Raw genomic sequence first — 18,142 nt, forward strand, 5'->3', positions numbered from 1 at the left:
TGCGCGGCAATTCTGCCGACGAGCCCTTAGCCGACAGTACTTACTCGGCAGTACTTACTCGGTAGTACTTACTCGGCAGTCGCTTCCGGTCGCATATGCGGGAACAGCAGCACATCGCGGATAGACGGTGAGTTGGTCAGCAACATCACCAGACGGTCGATTCCAATCCCTTCGCCGGCGGTCGGCGGCAGACCATATTCCAGCGCGCGGATGTAGTCGGCGTCGTAGTGCATGGCTTCGTCATCACCGGCATCTTTCTCGGCCACCTGTGCCTTGAAGCGCTCGGCCTGGTCTTCCGCGTCATTCAGCTCGGAGAAGCCATTGGCGATCTCGCGGCCGCCGACGAAGAATTCGAAGCGGTCGGTGACGAACGGGTTGTCGTCGTTGCGACGCGCCAGCGGCGACACTTCGGTCGGGTATTCGGTAATAAACGTCGGCTGATCGAGGCGATGCTCAACGGTTTTCTCGAAGATTTCGATCTGGATTTTGCCCAGTCCCCAGATTTTCTTGAGCGGAATTTCGAGGTTTTGCGCAACCTTCTTCGCGCTCTCGATATTGTCGATATCGGCGGCTTTCAGTTCCGGGTTGTACTTCAGGATGGAGTCGAACACGCTGATGCGATCGAACGGCTTGGCGAAATCGTAGCTGCTTTCCTGATACTGCACGGTGGTGCTGCCCAGCACGTCGGTGCAGATGCCGCGGATCATGTTTTCGGTGAGATCCATAAGGTCGTTGTAGTCCGCGTACGCCTGGTAGAACTCGAGCATGGTGAACTCGGGGTTGTGGCGGGTGGACAGACCTTCGTTACGGAAGTTGCGGTTGATTTCATACACGCGCTCGAAGCCGCCGACTACGAGGCGCTTGAGGTAGAGTTCCGGCGCGATACGCAGGTACATGTCGATGTCGAGCGCGTTGTGGTGGGTGACAAACGGGCGTGCGGTGGCGCCGCCGGGAATGACCTGCAGCATGGGAGTTTCCACTTCCATGAAGTGGTTTTTGTTCAGGAAGCTGCGAATGTAGCTGATGACTTCGGAGCGAATGCGAAATACGTCGCGGGATTCCGGTGTGGCGATCAGGTCGACGTAGCGCTGGCGGTAGCGCATTTCCTGATCGGCGATGCCGTGGAATTTTTCCGGCAGTGGGCGCAGGGCTTTGGTGAGCAGGCTGTACTCTTCGCAGTTAACGTAGAGGTCACCTTTGCCGGATTTGTGCAGGGTGCCTTTCACGCCGACGATGTCGCCGATGTCCCAGGTACCCCAGCGCTCTTTGATATCTTTCTGTGCGGTTTTGTCTGCGTACAGCTGGATGCGGTCGGAGACGTCCTGGATGACCATGAAGGGGCCGCGCTTGGCGAGGATACGGCCGGCGACGCAGGCGGTGTTGCCTTCGTTCTCCAGCTCTTCCTTGCTCTTTTCACCAAACTCTTTTTGCAGGTCGGCGGCGAGGTTTTCGCGGCGAAAGCTGTTCGGAAAGGCATTGCCCTTCTCGCGCATGGCACTCAGTTTGGCGCGGCGCTCGGCGATCAGTTTGTTTTCGTCTTGCTGAGTTGGTGTGTTGCTCATGATCTATCACATGTCTTTAAGTGTGTTTCGGACTTCGTAGCTCTCGGGAGTTCGTCACCGGAGTCCGTTGCAGCGAAGCGCTAGATAATCGGTTTCGAAACCGGGCTAGGCGCCCCCCTGTGAATACATCCCTGTACGCTGCGTCGGCAACATCCCTGTTGCCGACGCTTTCGAAAAGGGATACCCGGCACTCCGCCTTCGCTTTGAAGTTTTTTACTTCGAAAGCCAGTGGAGCCCGGTAACTTGGGTTACAGACCGGCCTTCAGGCTTGCCTCAATAAACTGGTCCAGGTCGCCATCCAGCACTGCCTGGCAGTTGCTGGTCTGAACGCTGGTGCGCAGGTCTTTGATGCGCTGGTCATCCAGTACATAGGAGCGGATCTGGCTGCCCCAGCCGATGTCGGATTTGCTCTCTTCCATCGCCTGTTTTTCGGCGTTGCGCTTTTGCATTTCCTGTTCGTAGAGTTTGGCCCGCAGCATTTTCCACGCTTTGTCGCGGTTCTGGTGCTGGGAGCGTTCACTCTGACAGGCAACGACGATGCCGGATTCGATATGGGTCAAACGCACGGCGGAGTCGGTTTTGTTGACGTGCTGACCACCGGCACCGGAGGCGCGGTAGGTGTCTTCACGCACCTGGGATTTGTCCACTTCAATTTCGATGTTGTCGTCGATCTCCGGGGAGACGAAGACGGAGGTGAACGAGGTGTGGCGACGGTTGCCGGAGTCGAACGGGCTTTTGCGTACCAGGCGGTGTACGCCGGTTTCGGTGCGCAGCCAGCCGAAGGCGTATTCGCCCTGGAAGTGGATGGTGGCACTCTTGATACCCGCAACTTCACCGGCGGAGGCTTCTTCCAGGGTGGTTTTGAAGCCGTGGGCTTCGCCCCAGCGCAGGTACATGCGCAGCAGCATTTCAGCCCAGTCCTGTGCTTCGGTGCCGCCAGAGCCGGCCTGGATGTCCAGGTAGGCGTTATTGGGGTCGGTTTCACCGGAGAACATGCGGCGGAATTCGAGGGTTTCCAGCTGCTGCTGGAGGCTTTCGAGTTCGCTGGCCACTTCGGCGACGGAATCTTCGTCATCTTCTTCAACGGCCATGTCGAGCAGCTCGCGGCTGTCGCTGATGCCACTGTCGAGGTCGTCGATGGTTTTGACTACGGCTTCCAGAGCGGAGCGTTCGCGGCCCAGGTCCTGGGCGCGGTCGGGGTCGTCCCAGACGCTGGGCTCGGCCAGTTCCAGTTCAACTTCGGTCAGGCGTTCTTTTTTGCCAGCGTAGTCAAAGATACCCCCTGAGAACGTCAGTGCGTTCTGCGAGGTCTTTGAGCTGGTTAAGAAGCGGATTGATTTCCATAGCGAGGTCGGCTTCTGTCGGTTAAATCGGGCGCGCATTCTACCTCAGGCAGCCCGCAGAAATAAGGGGCACGCGCGCTGACAGTGGCGTCTTGAGGTGTCCCACGGACTGACGCTAGAATGGCCTGACCAATAATCAGACCAAGCAGACCAATTATCAGGCGGCACAACGATGGTAGCGACAGGCATGGTTACTCCCCTCACAAACCCACTCCCCGCCATCCGGGGAAAGGTGCGCGTTCCGTTGCGCGTGGCTGCGCAACTGTCGGCACTCCTGATTCCCCTGCTTGCTGGTGCAGCGACGCCTGAAGAAAGGGGCTATGACGCCATTGTCAGCACTTCTCCGGAGCACGCACACGCAAATGCCTACTCCAGTATCGCGCAGGCGCTGGCAGCCGCTCCAGCTCGGCCAAACGCGCCGTTTACTATTTATTTACCAGAAGGCCGCTATCTGGAAAAAGTCCACATCGACAAACCCAATATTCACCTGATTGGCGCGGGCCAAGGCAAGACAATCCTCCGTTACGGGGATTTCGCGGGCATGCCCGCCCCGGGCAGCGCCCCCGGCTCCAATGCAACGCTGGGCACCTTTGCTACGGCAACGCTCACTGTTGCTGCAGAGGATTTCCGTGCACAAAACCTGACCATTGAAAACAGCTTTGACTTTCTCGCCACCGATGCACTGCCCAGCGGTCACCCGGACAAGATCCGCGGCACCCAGGCGGTTGCGCTTGAGATCAGTACCGGTAGCGACCGGTCGGCGTTTCGCAATGTGCGCCTCGCAGGGTACCAGGACACCCTGTTTGTACAGGGCGGACGCAGTTACTTCCTGAATAGTGTGATTGAGGGCAATGTAGACTTTATTTTTGGCGCGGGACAGGCGCTGTTTGAAGACAGTGACATTGTCACCCGCCCGCGCGGCACAGAGCGTGCCGATGTAGGGTATGTAACGGCTCCGAGCACCAATATCCGGGAGGAATTTGGGCTGGTTTTTTTGAATTGCCGGCTATTGAAATCCCAGGGCGTGCCGGCAAACTCGACCCCGCTGGGACGCCCCTGGCACCCGACAACCGATTTTCCGGACGGTCGTTATGCAGACCCGGATGCCATTGGGGCTGCGGTTTTCATCAACACCTATATGGATGATCACATCACCGTTGACGGCTGGGCTTCCATGCGCGGGACCAGCCGCGATGGCACCAAGTCGACGGTATTTCCCCCGCAGAGTGCACGTTTTTTCGAGTACCAGAGCCACGGCCCCGGCGCCGCCATTAACCCTCAGCGACGCCAGCTCGATGATGATGAAGCGAGGGAATACACCCGCGACCGGATTCTGGCGGGCTGGACCCCCGCCTTCTGAAACAACGATCAGCCGCAAGGCTTGTCCAGCTTAGCGGTCGCTAGGCGCGCGCGGCGCTATCTGGGGGCAATCCACAAACTGGTACTGGCCCGGCTTGGCCGGGTCAAACCCGAGTTCCAAAGCGGCATCGAGGAAGCTCGCGGGAATCCGGTGCATCAGCAGGTCGCCGGTCGCCCCCCCGCAAACACTGGGGTACATGCGATCCGTGCGCACACCACAACGGGACTCCTGTACCTTGATACCATTCTGCGCCAGCTCGGCACCACTGGACTCCAGGCTGCGGCCTCCCCCCTCACACTGACGGTTGCCCCGCGGCTGCATCACCCAAAGGCTCTGCCCGCCCTGCTGTGCGGCAGGTGCCGCATCCGTCCCGCTCGCTTGCTCGTCGGACATTTCCGGGGATGCCTCCGTTGCCGGTTGATTCGGTGCCTTTTCCGTCGACGGCGTATCGGCGGTATTTTTTTGCGAAGAATCGCAGCCGCCCATCGACAGGACTAGAACCACTGCAAACATCGCTCGTAACCAGGCATGACTCATACACTCTCTCCCTTGTTGCCGTTATCACCCGATCTGAGCGGGCAGACCGGGTTCCCTCTGATCAGCTTAGCGCGAGCCACCCTCCCACGCCCAGCATGAGGGTACCGGCGACCCGGTTCATCAGGCGCACATTCTCACCCTTGGTCAGTAACCGGCTCAAGGTGCGACCACCGCTGGCATAGATCAGCATGCAGATAAACTCCAGCGTCAGGATAATACACAGCAGCACGGCCATCTGCGCAAGCAGCGGTTTGCTCTGATTGATGAACGGCGGCAGCAAGGCGATGAAAAACGCCCAACCTTTCGGATTGGCGACTGCCGTGACAAATCCCTGGGCCATCAGGGACAGTGCAGGAATGGCGGGCTGCTCGCCTGCCGTGGGCTCCACCAACACCATCCGCCCGCGCGCGCGCCACATCTGCACCCCCAGATACGCAAGGTACAAAGCACCGCAATACTTGAACACCTGAAACGCCGTGGGATGCTGCAGCATAAAGGCGGCAATACCCACCACCGCTGCGATGGCGACCAGCGCCACACCGCACAGCTCACCCCACATCATCCACAGGGTGCGGCGCACACCAAACGCCATACCCATGGTGAGCGCCAGGGTCATACACATACCCGGCGTAATCGACACAAAGAAAAACGTCGGCACAAACAGTGCCAGCAGCGACCAATCCAGCATTCAATCCAACTCCATCACGGGTGCACCAACGCCTACACCCACGATCAATGGTGGGTTCCCTGGTGATTACCAAAATGGCTGACGAGCATGCCCGCGAGCATCAGGCCACAACCGATCAACTCCGTGCCACTCAGTATCTCGTTCAGGAACATCCAGCCCGCAGCCACCGCAAAGACAGATTCCAGGCTCATGATCACTGTCGCATGGGAAGGTGCGGCATTGCGCTGCCCCAATAGCTGGAACGTAAAAGCGATAGCCGTGGAGAACACCATCATGTACGCAATCGGCCAGGCCGCGTCCCACGCCGCCTGCAACGTGGGCTGTTCCACCAGCAATGAAGCCACCGCGGACAGCACCCCGCACACCAGAAACTGGATTGCCGCCAGACGCAGAGCATCGTAGCGATGTACCAGATAGTCCGCAGACAGCACCTGTATGGCAAACACAAAGGCACTGGCGAACACCATCAGGTCGCCGATCAACTGCGCCTCTTCGGAAAAGTCTGCCAGCCAGTAAAGCCCCGCCAGAGCCAGGGCGACCCCAGCCCAGGTCCAGCGGTTGGTTTTGTGCCCCAGAGACAGGCCGATCACCGGCACCAGCAACAGATAAAAACCGGTAATAAACCCGGCCCGCCCCGCCGTGGTATACAGCAAGCTCACCTGCTGCAGTGCAGCCCCGAGGAACAGCCAGAAACCCAGCACCGCACCACCCGGCAAGCATTTGCGCCAGCGATGGTGAACGGGCGCACCGTCCTGCTCCCCGGGCTGTACGTCGCGGCGCGAAGACAGCCAGTAAACAATGGGAATCAGCAGAAGCCCGCCCAGAAAGAAACGCCACGCATTGAATGCCAGCGGCTCGATATGGGCCATGGCAATCTTCTGCGGCACAAACGCCAGCCCCCAGAAAAGGGCGGCCAGCAATAACAGAAGCTCGGCTCTCGCCTGTTTTTGATTCATACCACTCACCGGATAGCGCGGGCGCACCCGGGGCGCCCACCGATTATGAAATTATTGAACATCCCCTCTAGTTAGTCTTAGTACTCAGAGGGGACGGATATGACTGACCATCAGTTGCAGAGACTGCCGCCCGCGAAATTCATTGATATCCAGCTTGAACGCCAGTTGGACCCTGTCCACCTGGGCGGGCCAGAAATCCGTATCAATATTGAAGGCAATAGCGTCGATCGCCTGTTGCGGCGCCGTCACCGGAGCCACAGTCATCTTCAGGTGGCGCTCGCCCACAATGCGCTGTTGCAGCAACAGGAACTCTCCATCAAATTCCGGTTCCGGAAAGGCCTGGCCCCAGGGAGCACAGGCGCGCAACAGCGCCGCCGTTTCCATGGAAAATTCCTGCGGTTGCAGCTCGCCGTCGGTTTCGATCACCGCCTGCAATTGCGATGCACTGAGGCGTGCGCGCACCGCCTGCTCAAAGGCGTCTGTGAACGCGGCCAGATGCTCCGCCGGCAGACTCAAGCCGGCCGCCATGGCATGACCGCCGAACTTGCTGATCAAGTGAGGATGGGTGGCCGCAACATCACTCAGGGCGTCGCGAATGTGTAACCCGGGAATCGAGCGCGCCGACCCCTTGACCAGGCCATTGTCGCCGTCGGCAAAAGCAATCACCGGGCGATGGAATTTTTCCTTGATACGACTGGCAAGAATACCCACCACCCCCTGGTGCCAGGCGCTGTCGTATAGACACAGGCTCCAGGGCAGCCCCTCCTCAGCCAGTTGCAGTTTTTCCAGCGCGGCCATGGCCTCCCGCTGCATCCCCGCTTCAATGGCCTTGCGATCCCGGTTGAGGCCGTCCAGCTCCGCGGCCAGCTCCCGGGCTTCTTCGGGATCAAGCGTCAGCAGGCAGCGAATACCGGTGCCGATATCGTCCAGTCGGCCGGCAGCGTTGATCCGCGGCCCCAGGATAAAGCCGATATCCGTGGTGGAAAGGCGGGCGCGGTCCCTGCCGGCGACATCCATCAGTGCCTGAATACCGGGGCGGCAGCGGCCCGCACGGATACGCGCAATCCCCTGATGCACCAGCACGCGATTGTTGTGGTCCAGAGGTACCAGATCGGCCACGGTGCCCAGCGCCACCAGATCCAGGTACTCGGCCATGTTCGGCACCGGTATGCCAACCTCTTCAAACCAGCCCTGCTGTTGCAGCACACTCTTGAGCCGACTGAGCAGGTAAAAAATAACCCCGACGCCCGCGAGATTTTTGCTCGGAAAGTCGCAGTCGGGCTGGTTGGGATTGACGATGGCATCTGCATCGGGAAGTTCACTGCCGGGCAAGTGGTGGTCGGTCACGATCACCTTGAGGCCCGCGGCACGGGCAGCTGCTACGCCTTCAATGCTGCTGATGCCATTGTCGACCGTAATCAGCAGATCCGGGTTGTATTCCCCTGCCACCTCGACGATTTCCGGGGTCAGCCCATAACCAAACTCGAAGCGGTTCGGCACCAGAAAATCCACCGCCCCGGCGCCCAGCGCACCCAGTGCCAGTACCGACAGGGTGCTGCTGGTGGCGCCATCGGCATCGAAGTCACCGACGATGAGAATTTTGTGCTGGTTGCGCACGGCCTCCACCAGCAGCGTTACCGCGGCGTCTACCCCGCGCATGGATGCAGGGCTGTGCAGGCGGGTCAGCTGGTGATCGAGCTCGTCGTCGCTGCGCACACCGCGTCCCAGCAACACCCGCTGCAGAATTTCTGGCGTGGAGGAAGTAAAACGGCCAGAGGATAAATCCACTGGCCGCCGTTGAATAATCGGGTTCATCGCATCCGGTCGCTATCGATTTTGGGAATCCTGAGGCTGCCGGCATCCACCGGCAAACCACCATTCTAACCCCGACCGGCTGCCGCTAAAACGGGCTCAGCCGAATTGGCGAGAGATAAAATCGTGTACCGCAGAAAGGTCGTTTGGCAGAACTTGCATCCGCTCTTCCCGCTCCAGCAGGTCTTGCATATGGTGCGGTAGCGGCACAGCGGTACCCGGCAACGCCTTATCGACCGCTTCACTGAATTTGGCCGGGTGCGCAGTGGCCAGGCAGACCATGGGTTCGGCACTGGATTTGCGCGCACGGCGCGCCGCCTCTACGCCAATGGCGGTGTGCGGATCCAGAAGGTATTCGGTGGACTCGAACACTGCGCGAATCACTTCCACGGTGCGCTCGTCCCCTACCCGCTCGGAAGCAAACAGGGTGCGAGCCCTGTCCAGAACGCCCTCATCCAGTTTCAGCGGCGCGCTGCGGTCGGCCAACAGCTCGGCCACCGCACTGCCATTACGGTCATACAGATCAAACAGCAGGCGCTCAAAGTTGCTGGAAACCATGATATCCATACTGGGCGATAGGCTGTGCACCAGCGGCATGGGCGAATGATCGTTGGCACTGATACAACGATGCAGAATATCGTTGGCGTTGGTGGCGATGACCAGCTGATTGATGGGCAAGCCCATACCACGAGCCAGATAACCGGCAAAAATATCGCCAAAATTGCCAGTGGGTACAGAAAAGTTCACCGGGCGATGTGGACCACCGAGGCTCAGGGCCGCGTAAAAGTAATACACGATCTGGGCCATGATGCGCGCCCAGTTGATGGAGTTCACCGCCACCAGGCGACGTCCATCGGGCAGAAACGACTGGTCCGCAAAGCTGGCCTTCACCATGTTCTGGCAATCGTCAAAATTACCTTCCAGCGCGATGTTGTACACGTTGTCCGACAGGACGGTGGTCATCTGTTTGCGCTGCACCTCCGACACGCGGTTGTGCGGATGCAAAATGAAAATGTCGATGTTTTCACAGTGCCGACAACCTTCGATCGCCGCCGAGCCGGTATCACCGGAGGTGGCCCCCAGAACCACCACTTTCTCACCGCGCTTTTTCAGCAGCAGGTCAAACAACTGCCCGAGGAATTGCAGGGCAAAATCCTTGAATGCCAGGGTTGGCCCCTGAAACAGCTCCAGCACCCACTCGTTGTGACCGGTCTGTACAAGCGGCGCAATCGCGGCGTGACGGAAGTTGGCGTAGGCGCGCTCGATCGCCCCGCGCATCTCGTCTTCGGTCAGGTCCTCGCGCACGAAGGGCCACATAATCCGAAAAGCCAGTTCCTGGTAATCCAGCCCGGCCATCTCGGCAATTTCTTCACGACTGAACTGAGGCAGGTTTTCGGGAACATACAGGCCGCCATCACTGGCGAGGCCGGTGAGGACGGTATCGGCAAAACTGAGAGACGGCGCGCGGCCACGGGTGCTGACAAATTTCACGTTATAGCTACTGACTTGATTTTTCTGGCTTGGTTTCTACTGACTGGGTTTTTGCTGGCTTGGGTAATGCCCGGAAATCGTGAAGTGGGTAACGGGTGCCCACTTCACAATCCTCACCCGGCGAACGGGCGCAATGCAGGGGATCAGCCCAGAGATTCTACGCGAATACGCACAACCGGCCCCTGGATGCTCTCCAGGTCTTCGATCTGATTGACGGCTTCCTGCAGTTGCGCTTCTCGGGCACGGCTGGTGAGCAGCACCACAGGCACCAGCTCTTCATCTTCCGCCGGCTCATGCTGGATCAAGGCCTCAATGCTGATGCCCTGATCACTACAGATTTTGGCCACCTGGGACATGACCCCGGGCTTGTCAAAGGCAGAAATGCGCATGTAATAGCTGGTCTCTGCTTCCGCCATGGGCAGCACATCATCCAGATTACCCTGGCTGTCCTGGGTCACACCCGCTAGCGGCACACGCTGGTCGGGGCGTACATTCAGAGTCCGCGCCACATCGACAATATCCGCGATTACCGCAGACGCCGTTGCCTCGGCACCAGCGCCGGCACCGTAATACAGGGTCGGCCCCACGGCATCGCCGTTGACCAGCACCGCGTTCATCACACCGTTGACATTGGCAATCAGACGACGCTGGGGAATCAGCGTCGGGTGTACCCGCAGCTCGACCCCTTCACTGGTGCGCCGGGCGATGCCCAGGTGCTTGATGCGATAGCCCAGTTCATCGGCGTACTGGATATCTTCTTTGGCCACCCCGCTGATGCCCTCGGTATACACCTTGTCGAACGCCAGCGGCATGCCGAAGGCGAGAGAAGCCATGATGACCAGCTTGTGCGCCGCATCAATCCCCTCTACATCAAACGTCGGGTCTGCCTCGGCGTAACCCAGCGCCTGCGCCTGAGCCAGCGCTTCATCGAAGCTGCGCCCTTTCTCCCGCATTTCAGTCAGGATGTAATTGCCGGTGCCATTAATGATGCCCGCCAGCCACTGGATGCGGTTGCCAACCAGCCCCTCGCGCAAGGATTTGATAATGGGGATACCGCCAGCGACGGCCGCTTCATAGGCGATGGTGACACCCTTGTCGGCCGCGGCTGCGAACAGTTCATTGCCGTGTTCGGCAATCAGCGCCTTGTTGGCGGTCACCACGTGCTTGCCGTTAGCTATGGCCGTCAACACCAGCTCACGGGCCACGGTGGTGCCGCCGATAAGCTCTACCAGTACATCCACATCGGGGTTATTGGCGACTTCGAAAATTTCCCGGGTGACATTCAGTGCCGTCATATCGCAATCGGAATTATCCCGGCGGGCACCCACCTGGATAATCTCCACCGGGCGTCCGCAGCGCGCGGCAATCTCGTCGCCGTTGCGCGCCATCACGTTCACGGTACCGCTACCCACGGTTCCTAGCCCACAAATACCGATACGGACCGCGGGCAGTGCACCGGCGGCATGGGTGTTTTCTAAAACCTCAGGGGCTCTCTTGGTGGCTTCGTCGGTGAATGCGCTCACAACTTCCCTCCGCGCATGACTCTATGGAACACGGCGCAATAACTGGCGTTAAAATCAAAAAAAGGTCGACAACCTTACTGAGATCAGGGGGAAATTGTCAATAAAATTGCGCAGGGCGATCAAACAATCGCCAGTGCAACCAGCGCCCCCCTACAGGCCAGTCCCTTTACCCTGACCGGCGCCCCTAAAAAGAAAAAGCCGGCATTTGCCGGCTTTTCGGGGGACGGATATCTAGTGAACCTCAGATACCCAGTGCCTTCACCAGGGTTTCCGGCGGCAGATAGCCCGGTACGACCGTGCCATCCTCCATCACAATGGTCGGCGTGCCGCGCACATCGATCACCTCGTTGCCCAGCTTGTACTGCGCGGCTACCGGATTGTTGTTGCACACTTTGAGCGGCACATTCTTGCGGTTTTTCAGATCGGTGAGCGTCTTGTTCGGATCGTCCGCACACCAGGCGGTGGCCACCTTGCGGTAGCCGACCGAATTCAGGCCGGCGCGGGGAAACGCCAGATAACGCACCTCAATGCCGCGGCGATTCAGCTCGGGTACGTCGTCGTGCAACTTGCGGCAATAACCACAGTCCACGTCGGTAAACACGTAGATATGCGCCTTGGGCTTGCCCTTGGGGGAAAAGACGATCATATCGTCCAGGTTCTGCTGGCCCATCACTACCGAGCGATGCCGCCCGCGACGCTGCTCGGAGAGATTGACCACTTTCTGCGGTCCCACTTCAAACAGATCGCCCGCGATAAAGTGACCACCGTCTTTGGAAACGAACAGAACATTGCCGCCGTTTACGTCCACCTCATACAGGCCCGGCATTGGGCTCTCGCGCACATCGCCGAACGTCGCCTGGGGGTTACCTGCGGCCAGCTTGGCCTTGATCTGTTTGGCAACAGCGGCATCCACATCTGCGAATGCGGCGTGTCCCGCCAATAGAGACACTGCGGCAACAAGAGCAGAAAGTGGCTTGGCAAGAAATGTCATGATTCGGTTCGCTCCAGATTATTCGTCATTTTCTGACCCGTTTTACGGCTAGGGGTTCAAGCCAGTATGGCACTTATATCGCACTTATCGTTTATTTGCGGATCGCCAAGGCGCGTTTTACTACAGGCAGGGCATAAATGCCATGCACAGCTCACCCTCTCGGGTGATGCTCCCCATGCAAAGCCTGCAGGCGGGCTCGCGCCACCGCGGTATAGATCTGTGTGGTGGAAAGATCGGAGTGACCCAGCAGCAGCTGCACCACCCGGAGATCAGCCCCGTGGTTCAGCAGGTGCGTGGCAAAAGCATGGCGCAGGGTGTGGGGTGACAAGGGCTTTTCGACGCCCGCCACCTTGGCCCAGTGCTTGATCCGATACCAGAACGTCTGGCGGGTCATTGCCTTGCCGGCACGCCCGGGAAAGCAGGCATCGCTCTCCCCCATCGCCAGAAGCTGAGGCCGCGCTGATCGCAGGTAGCGCTCCAGCCAGCGCTCCGCGGCCCGCCCCATGGGCACCAGGCGCTCCTTGCTGCCCTTGCCAAACACCCGCACTACGCCCTGGCGCAGGTTCAACTGGGACATGCTTAGCTCCACCAGTTCACTCACTCGCAAGCCACAGGCATAAAGCAGCTCGAACATGGCGCGATCGCGCAGGCCGATGGGTGTATCTGTGTCGGGCGCATCCAGCAACGCCTCCACATCCGCCTCCGACAGCGACTTCGGCAAGGGCTTGGGCACCTTGGGATTGTCGATCAACGCAACCGGGTCGTGGTCGATCAAGCGCTGCCGCAGGCAGTGGCGATAGAAACTACGCAGTGCCGCCAGCGCGCGGGCACTGGAGCGGGCGGAATGACCGGCAGCGTGGCGGGCTCCGAGATAGGCCAGCACATCCTCCCTGGCTACCTGACCGAGATGCTTGCCCACCTGCTCACTGTAGGACGCAAAGCCTTTAAGGTCGCGCCCGTAGGCGGCGCGGGTATGTTCACTCACGCCGCGCTCGGCCCACAGCATATCCAGCCAGTTGCCAATCAGTTGTTGTGCATCGGGAAAAACATTCATTGACCCATTAAATCACAGGGCACGGGATAACGTGTTTTACAGGCATAAAAAAACCGGAGGCAAGCTCCGGTTTTTTTATGCGCAAGAAGAAACTCAGCCGAGTTTTTCCTTGATACGTGCCGCTTTACCAGTCAGGTTGCGCAGGTAGTACAACTTGGCCTGACGAACGTCACCGCGACGCTTCACAGCAATGCTGTCTACCAGCGGGCTGTGAGTCTGGAAAGTACGCTCAACGCCCACACCGTGAGAGATTTTACGTACGGTGAAGGAAGAGTTCAGGCCGCGGTTACGCTTGCCAATTACCACACCTTCAAACGCCTGCAGACGCTCACGGTTACCTTCTTTTACCTTTACCTGAACGACAATGGTATCGCCCGGGGCAAACTCAGGCAGTTCGGCTTTGAGCTGCTCAGTTTCCAGCTGCTGAATGATTTTGTTGGTCATTTGGAGTTCTCCAAAAGGGTTTTGTGTAGCCTCACGGCTAGATCACCGGATTACTCTCGCCTCCCGGCGAATCCGATATTAATGCTTTTTCCCGGCCGACGGCTCCTGCAGAAATTCTTCCAGCAATTGCGTCTGCTCCGGGGTCAGCGCCAGCTTTTCCAGAAGGTCCGGCCTGCGCTGCTGCGTGCGCCCCAAGGCCTGCTTGAGGCGCCAGCGGCGTATCTTTTCATGGTTGCCAGAAAGCAGAACTTCCGGCACCCGGCTGCCCTGATAGTCTTCAGGGCGAGTGTAATGCGGGCAGTCGAGCAGTCCCTGGGCGAAGGAATCCTCCACCGCCGACTGATCGTGCCCCAGCGCGCCCGGTATCAGCCGCGTTACCGCGTCTACCAGCACCATGGCAGCGAGTTCACCACCACTCAGGACGTAATCCCCGATTGACCACTCTTCATCAATCAGAGACTCGACCACACGCTCATCAACGCCCTCATAGCGCCCGGCCAGCAAGACCAGGTTGCCACTCTGGGCAAGGCTTTCCACACCGGCCTGATCCAGCTGTCGCCCCTGGGGTGACAGGTAAATAGACCTCGCGGGGCCAGACTCCTCCGCCCAGTTGCGCGCCTCGCGCAGTGCCTGGGTGAGCGGCTCCGCCAGCATCACCATCCCGGGACCACCGCCGTAAGGGCGATCGTCCACCGTGCGATGCCGGTCGCTGGTGAAATCCCGGGGATTCCAGCAGCGCACCTCCAGCAAGCCATCTTTCACCGCTCGCCCACTGATACCGTATTCGGTCAGTGCGGCAAACATCTCCGGAAAGATACTTACCAGGGCCACACGCCTGGGCTTAGCGACACGCTCAGCCGCCATCAGAACTCGGGGTCCCAATCGACGGTTATCTGACCCGCGTCCAGATCAACGTTGGTGATGTATTCACCGGGCAAGTACGGAATCAGGCGCTCGCGCCCGTCGTCCCCACCACGCACCACCATGACATCGTTGGCGCCGGTCTCCATCAGTCGCACCACTTCGCCGAAACGAAATTCACGACCTTCAAACTGGCTGACCACCTGCAGTCCCTGCAGCTGATGCCAATAGTATTCACCTTCTTCGAGCTGCGGCATTTCACTGCGCGCAACCGCAATATCTCTCTGGCAGAACTGGGCCGCCAGGTCGCGGTCCTCTACCCCTTTGATATGAACGATCAGGCCTTTGCCGTGGCGCTTGCCGCCGTCGATATCGAGAGACTGCCACTGCCCTGCATCCTGCTTGCCACCTGCACCGGCGGGTTCAAGCCACCAGCGGGAAAACTGCAGGATATTGTCCATCGGCTCGGTAAAGGAATGCACCTTTACCCAACCGCGTACCCCGTACACTGTGGTGATACGCCCGACGGTAACCAGATCTTCACCAACTACCGATTGCTCAACCACAGAGATACCCCGGAATACAGACTATTGGGCAATAAGAGATCAGGCAGATTCTTTCAGCAGTTTGCTGACGCGATCAGAAACCTGTGCGCCCTGGCCTACCCAGAACTCAACGCGTTCGCGATCAACACGCAGACGCTCTTCCTGACCACGGGCTACCGGGTTGAAGAAGCCAACACGCTCAATGAAACGACCGTCGCGGGATTTGCGGCTGTCAGTCACAGTCAGGTGATAAAACGGGCGCTTCTTTGCACCGCCACGAGCCAAACGAATGGTTACCATGTAGCTATCCTGTAGTTTCAACACTCACCGGTCACCCTTTGCAACCGGCATATCCCGCCTCACGGCGGTATTTCAGAATTTGTCGCAACGGAACGTCACGACAAAATCTGCTTTTAAATCAACACTCAGCGGCCAGGGGCCAACTGAAAGGCGGCGTATTCTAATGTACCGTTTCCGGTTTGTATAGCAGCGAATAGAGCCGCCAGGCACCGCGCCGTGGGCGGGCTATTTCTTGCGGAATCCCGGCGGCAGACCGCCGGGCATACCGCCCAGCCCACCGGAACCGCCCATGCCACCGGCACCGCCACCCATTCCGGGAAGGCCACCGAGGCCACGCATCATTTTGCTCATGCCGCCACCCTTGAGCTTTTTCATCATCTTGCCCATTTGCTTGTGCTGCTTGAGCAGGCGGTTCAGATCCTGAATCTGCGTGCCGGAGCCGGCAGTAATGCGGCGTTTGCGGGAACCATTGAGCAGCTCCGGGTTGCGGCGCTCGTCCGGTGTCATGGAGCTGATCAACGCGTCCATTCGACGGAATTCCTTACCCATATCCGCCTGTTGCGCCGCTTGGGCGAGCCCGCCCATGCCCGGCATCTTGTCCATCAGAGCACCCAGGCCGCCCATATTCTGCATCTGCTGCAACTGGTCACGCAGGTCTTCCAGGTCAAAGCCCTTGCCCTTCTGGACCTTTTTGACCAGTTTCTCGGCCTTCGACTTGTCGATCGTCTGCTCGGCCTGCTCGATCAGGGAGAGAATATCGCCCATGCCGAGAATACGGGAGGCGATACGGTCGGGATGGAAGGTCTCCAGCGCATCGGTCTTTTCGCCAACCCCGATAAACTTGATGGGTTTGCCGGTCACATGACGCACGGAAAGCGCGGCACCACCACGGGCATCACCATCCGCCTTGGTCAGCACCACACCGGTCAGCGGCAGTGCATCATTGAAGGCACTGGCGGTATTGACGGCGTCCTGACCAATCATCGCGTCGATGACAAACAGGGTCTCTGCGGGATCCAGCACAGCATGGAGCTCACGAATTTCGTCCATCAGCTGGTCATCGATATGCAACCGGCCGGCAGTATCCACGATCAGTACATCCGCGAACTGCTTGCGCGCGGCATCCATCGCGCCCTTGGCGATATCCACCGGCTTCTGATCCGCCTCGGAGGGGTGAAACAGCGCACCCACCTCCCCCGCCAGGGTTTCCAGCTGTTTGATGGCCGCGGGGCGGTAGACGTCCGCACTGACCACCATGACTTTTTTCTTTTCCCGCTCTTGCAGGTACTTGGCGAGCTTGGCCACACTGGTGGTTTTACCCGCACCCTGCAGACCCGCCATAAGAATGACCGCCGGCGGCTTAACTGCCAGATTCAGCGGCGTGGCGGCCTCGCCCATCACCTTGACCAGCTCGTCCTGCACAATCTTGACGAATTGCTGCCCCGGGTTCAGCGCCTTGCTGACCTTCTGCCCCACCGCCGCAGTGCGCACCTGCTGTACAAATGCCTTCACTACCGGCAGCGCTACATCCGCCTCCAGCAGCGCCTTGCGCACTTCACGCAAGGTATCGCGGATATTGTCATCCGTCAGGCGCGCTTTACCTGTGACTTTTTTCAGTGCTAACGACAGACGGTCGCTCAGGTTATCGAACATATCACCTTCTCAAATCGTAAAAGCCGCGGTGGACCGATCAAGACCGGTTCCCCAAAAACGCGGCAGTATAGCCCAGGCGGGCTTTCCAGCACAGGCGCGCTGTGACACACTGCCGGCCCGGACCCATAAGAATCAGCAAGACGGAATCACCCAATGGCGGCGTTCGCCCACTGGACGGCAATTGCACTTTACCTGGCCACTACAGTAGTAGCGGCTCTCAGCCTGTCTCGCCAACCCCTGGCGCGACTACAGCCCCTGCTGCTGGGGATGTTTGGCTGCGCTGTCGCCGCCCATGTCATTGCCCTGAAATATATGTTGGTAGCCGATGGCGGCTTCCGCTTCGACCTGCTGGCCATGCTGTCCCTGATCACCTGTTCCGTAGCGCTGGTGCTGCTATTCCTCTCGCTCAAGCACCGCCTGACCCTGCTGATACTGGCCATTGCACCGCTCGCCGCACTTTCGCAACTGGCTGCGGTACACGCCTGGGGCGGCGCACCACCGCTCACAGACCTGACCCCGGGAATCGCCGCGCACGCGCTCTTCTCGATCTCAGCCTATGCACTGCTGACCCTGGCCACCCTGCAGGCCATCTATCTTTACTGGCTCAACCAGCAGCTCCACAACCACCGTCCGTCCGGTATTAGCCGCCTGCTGCCACCGTTGCAGACCATGGAGAGCCTGCTGTTCGCCCTGATTGCCTTCGGCCAACTGCTGCTAACCGCCTCACTGGTCACCGGGACACTGTTTGTGGATGACCTGTTTGGCCAGCAGCTGGTGCACAAGACCGCACTGTCTATTCTCGCCTGGATCCTGTACAGCATCCTGCTCTGGGGCCACTGGAAAAAAGGCTGGCGGGGCAACACGGCGGTGCGCTGGACCCTGTCTGCGTTCGCCATTCTGATGCTCGCCTTTTTCGGCAGCAAACTGGCACTGGAAGTGATTTTGCCCCGCGGTTAAGCCAGCCGACTTGCGGCATACACAGAACTGTTCCACTATCGCCCTGATTCAATAGAAAGAGCTTT

At 59.2% G+C, this 18,142-nt stretch carries 17 protein-coding genes; 2 read left to right on the top strand and 15 right to left on the bottom strand.

What is annotated here, in order from left to right; genetic code table 11:
* Positions 1-68: 68 nt before the first annotated feature.
* Positions 69-1,562, bottom strand: coding sequence for a lysine--tRNA ligase (gene lysS, locus AU182_RS11755; protein WP_066965284.1), 1,494 nt, complete (start codon positions 1,560-1,562; stop codon positions 69-71).
* A 248-nt stretch (positions 1,563-1,810) separates the two neighbouring features.
* A protein-coding gene (gene prfB / locus AU182_RS11760) for a peptide chain release factor 2 (RefSeq protein WP_153039217.1) occupies positions 1,811-2,906 on the bottom strand; the annotation gives its coding sequence in 2 pieces (ribosomal slippage) (positions 1,811-2,833 and positions 2,835-2,906; 1,095 coding nt in all).
* A gap of 231 nt (positions 2,907-3,137) precedes the next feature.
* Here prfB and AU182_RS11765 point away from each other — a divergent pair.
* Positions 3,138-4,265 carry a pectinesterase family protein gene (locus tag AU182_RS11765; RefSeq protein ID WP_227718240.1) on the top strand — a complete coding sequence of 376 codons (1,128 nt, stop codon included), beginning with the start codon at positions 3,138-3,140 and terminating at the stop codon, positions 4,263-4,265.
* Positions 4,266-4,295: 30 nt separating this feature from the next.
* Here AU182_RS11765 and AU182_RS11770 read toward each other — a convergent pair whose 3' ends face one another.
* From AU182_RS11770 to ffh, 13 genes are all read right to left on the bottom strand, one after another.
* The gene (locus tag AU182_RS11770) at positions 4,296-4,802 is read right to left on the bottom strand and encodes a hypothetical protein (protein WP_153039218.1); all 507 of its coding nucleotides are present in this window, start codon (positions 4,800-4,802) and stop codon (positions 4,296-4,298) included.
* Positions 4,803-4,863: 61 nt separating this feature from the next.
* Positions 4,864-5,490, bottom strand: coding sequence for a LysE family translocator (locus AU182_RS11775; protein ID WP_066965289.1), 627 nt, complete (start codon positions 5,488-5,490; stop codon positions 4,864-4,866).
* A 44-nt stretch (positions 5,491-5,534) separates the two neighbouring features.
* Positions 5,535-6,446, bottom strand: coding sequence for a DMT family transporter (locus tag AU182_RS11780; protein WP_066965294.1), 912 nt, complete (start codon positions 6,444-6,446; stop codon positions 5,535-5,537).
* Between the two features lie 84 nt (positions 6,447-6,530).
* Positions 6,531-8,261, bottom strand: coding sequence for a single-stranded-DNA-specific exonuclease RecJ (recJ, locus tag AU182_RS11785; protein WP_066965297.1), 1,731 nt, complete (start codon positions 8,259-8,261; stop codon positions 6,531-6,533).
* A gap of 96 nt (positions 8,262-8,357) precedes the next feature.
* Positions 8,358-9,749, bottom strand: coding sequence for a threonine synthase (thrC, locus tag AU182_RS11790; protein ID WP_066965300.1), 1,392 nt, complete (start codon positions 9,747-9,749; stop codon positions 8,358-8,360).
* 143 nt (positions 9,750-9,892) lie between these two features.
* Positions 9,893-11,200 carry a homoserine dehydrogenase gene (locus tag AU182_RS11795; RefSeq protein ID WP_066968046.1) on the bottom strand — a complete coding sequence of 436 codons (1,308 nt, stop codon included), beginning with the start codon at positions 11,198-11,200 and terminating at the stop codon, positions 9,893-9,895.
* 313 nt (positions 11,201-11,513) lie between these two features.
* Complete coding sequence (locus AU182_RS11800) at positions 11,514-12,263, bottom strand: DsbC family protein (RefSeq protein WP_066965303.1); 750 nt, start codon at positions 12,261-12,263, stop codon at positions 11,514-11,516.
* A 151-nt stretch (positions 12,264-12,414) separates the two neighbouring features.
* Entirely contained in the window at positions 12,415-13,317 is a 903-nt protein-coding gene (xerD, locus tag AU182_RS11805) for a site-specific tyrosine recombinase XerD (protein WP_066965306.1), read from the bottom strand.
* Positions 13,318-13,410: 93 nt separating this feature from the next.
* On the bottom strand, positions 13,411-13,761 hold the full coding sequence (gene rplS / locus AU182_RS11810) for a 50S ribosomal protein L19 (RefSeq protein WP_066965310.1): 351 nt from the start codon (positions 13,759-13,761) through the stop codon (positions 13,411-13,413).
* A 78-nt stretch (positions 13,762-13,839) separates the two neighbouring features.
* Complete coding sequence (gene trmD, locus AU182_RS11815) at positions 13,840-14,625, bottom strand: tRNA (guanosine(37)-N1)-methyltransferase TrmD (RefSeq protein ID WP_066965313.1); 786 nt, start codon at positions 14,623-14,625, stop codon at positions 13,840-13,842.
* Positions 14,625-15,188, bottom strand: a complete 564-nt coding sequence (gene rimM, locus AU182_RS11820; protein ID WP_082859399.1) for a ribosome maturation factor RimM — start codon at positions 15,186-15,188, stop codon at positions 14,625-14,627. Before rimM ends, trmD begins: the two co-directional genes overlap by 1 nt.
* A gap of 39 nt (positions 15,189-15,227) precedes the next feature.
* Positions 15,228-15,467, bottom strand: a complete 240-nt coding sequence (gene rpsP, locus AU182_RS11825; protein WP_066965320.1) for a 30S ribosomal protein S16 — start codon at positions 15,465-15,467, stop codon at positions 15,228-15,230.
* Positions 15,468-15,692: 225 nt separating this feature from the next.
* The gene (gene ffh / locus AU182_RS11830; protein ID WP_066965323.1) at positions 15,693-17,120 is read right to left on the bottom strand and encodes a signal recognition particle protein; all 1,428 of its coding nucleotides are present in this window, start codon (positions 17,118-17,120) and stop codon (positions 15,693-15,695) included.
* A gap of 153 nt (positions 17,121-17,273) precedes the next feature.
* On the opposite strand from ffh, the gene AU182_RS11835 reads away from it, so the two are divergent.
* Positions 17,274-18,077 (top strand): inner membrane protein YpjD, encoded by an 804-nt coding sequence (locus AU182_RS11835; RefSeq protein WP_066965325.1) that lies wholly within the window; start codon positions 17,274-17,276, stop codon positions 18,075-18,077.
* Positions 18,078-18,142: the final 65 nt, after the last annotated feature.

Origin of the sequence: Microbulbifer sp. Q7, from assembly GCF_001639145.1 — a bacterium.
In the GTDB taxonomy this organism is placed as follows: domain Bacteria; phylum Pseudomonadota; class Gammaproteobacteria; order Pseudomonadales; family Cellvibrionaceae; genus Microbulbifer.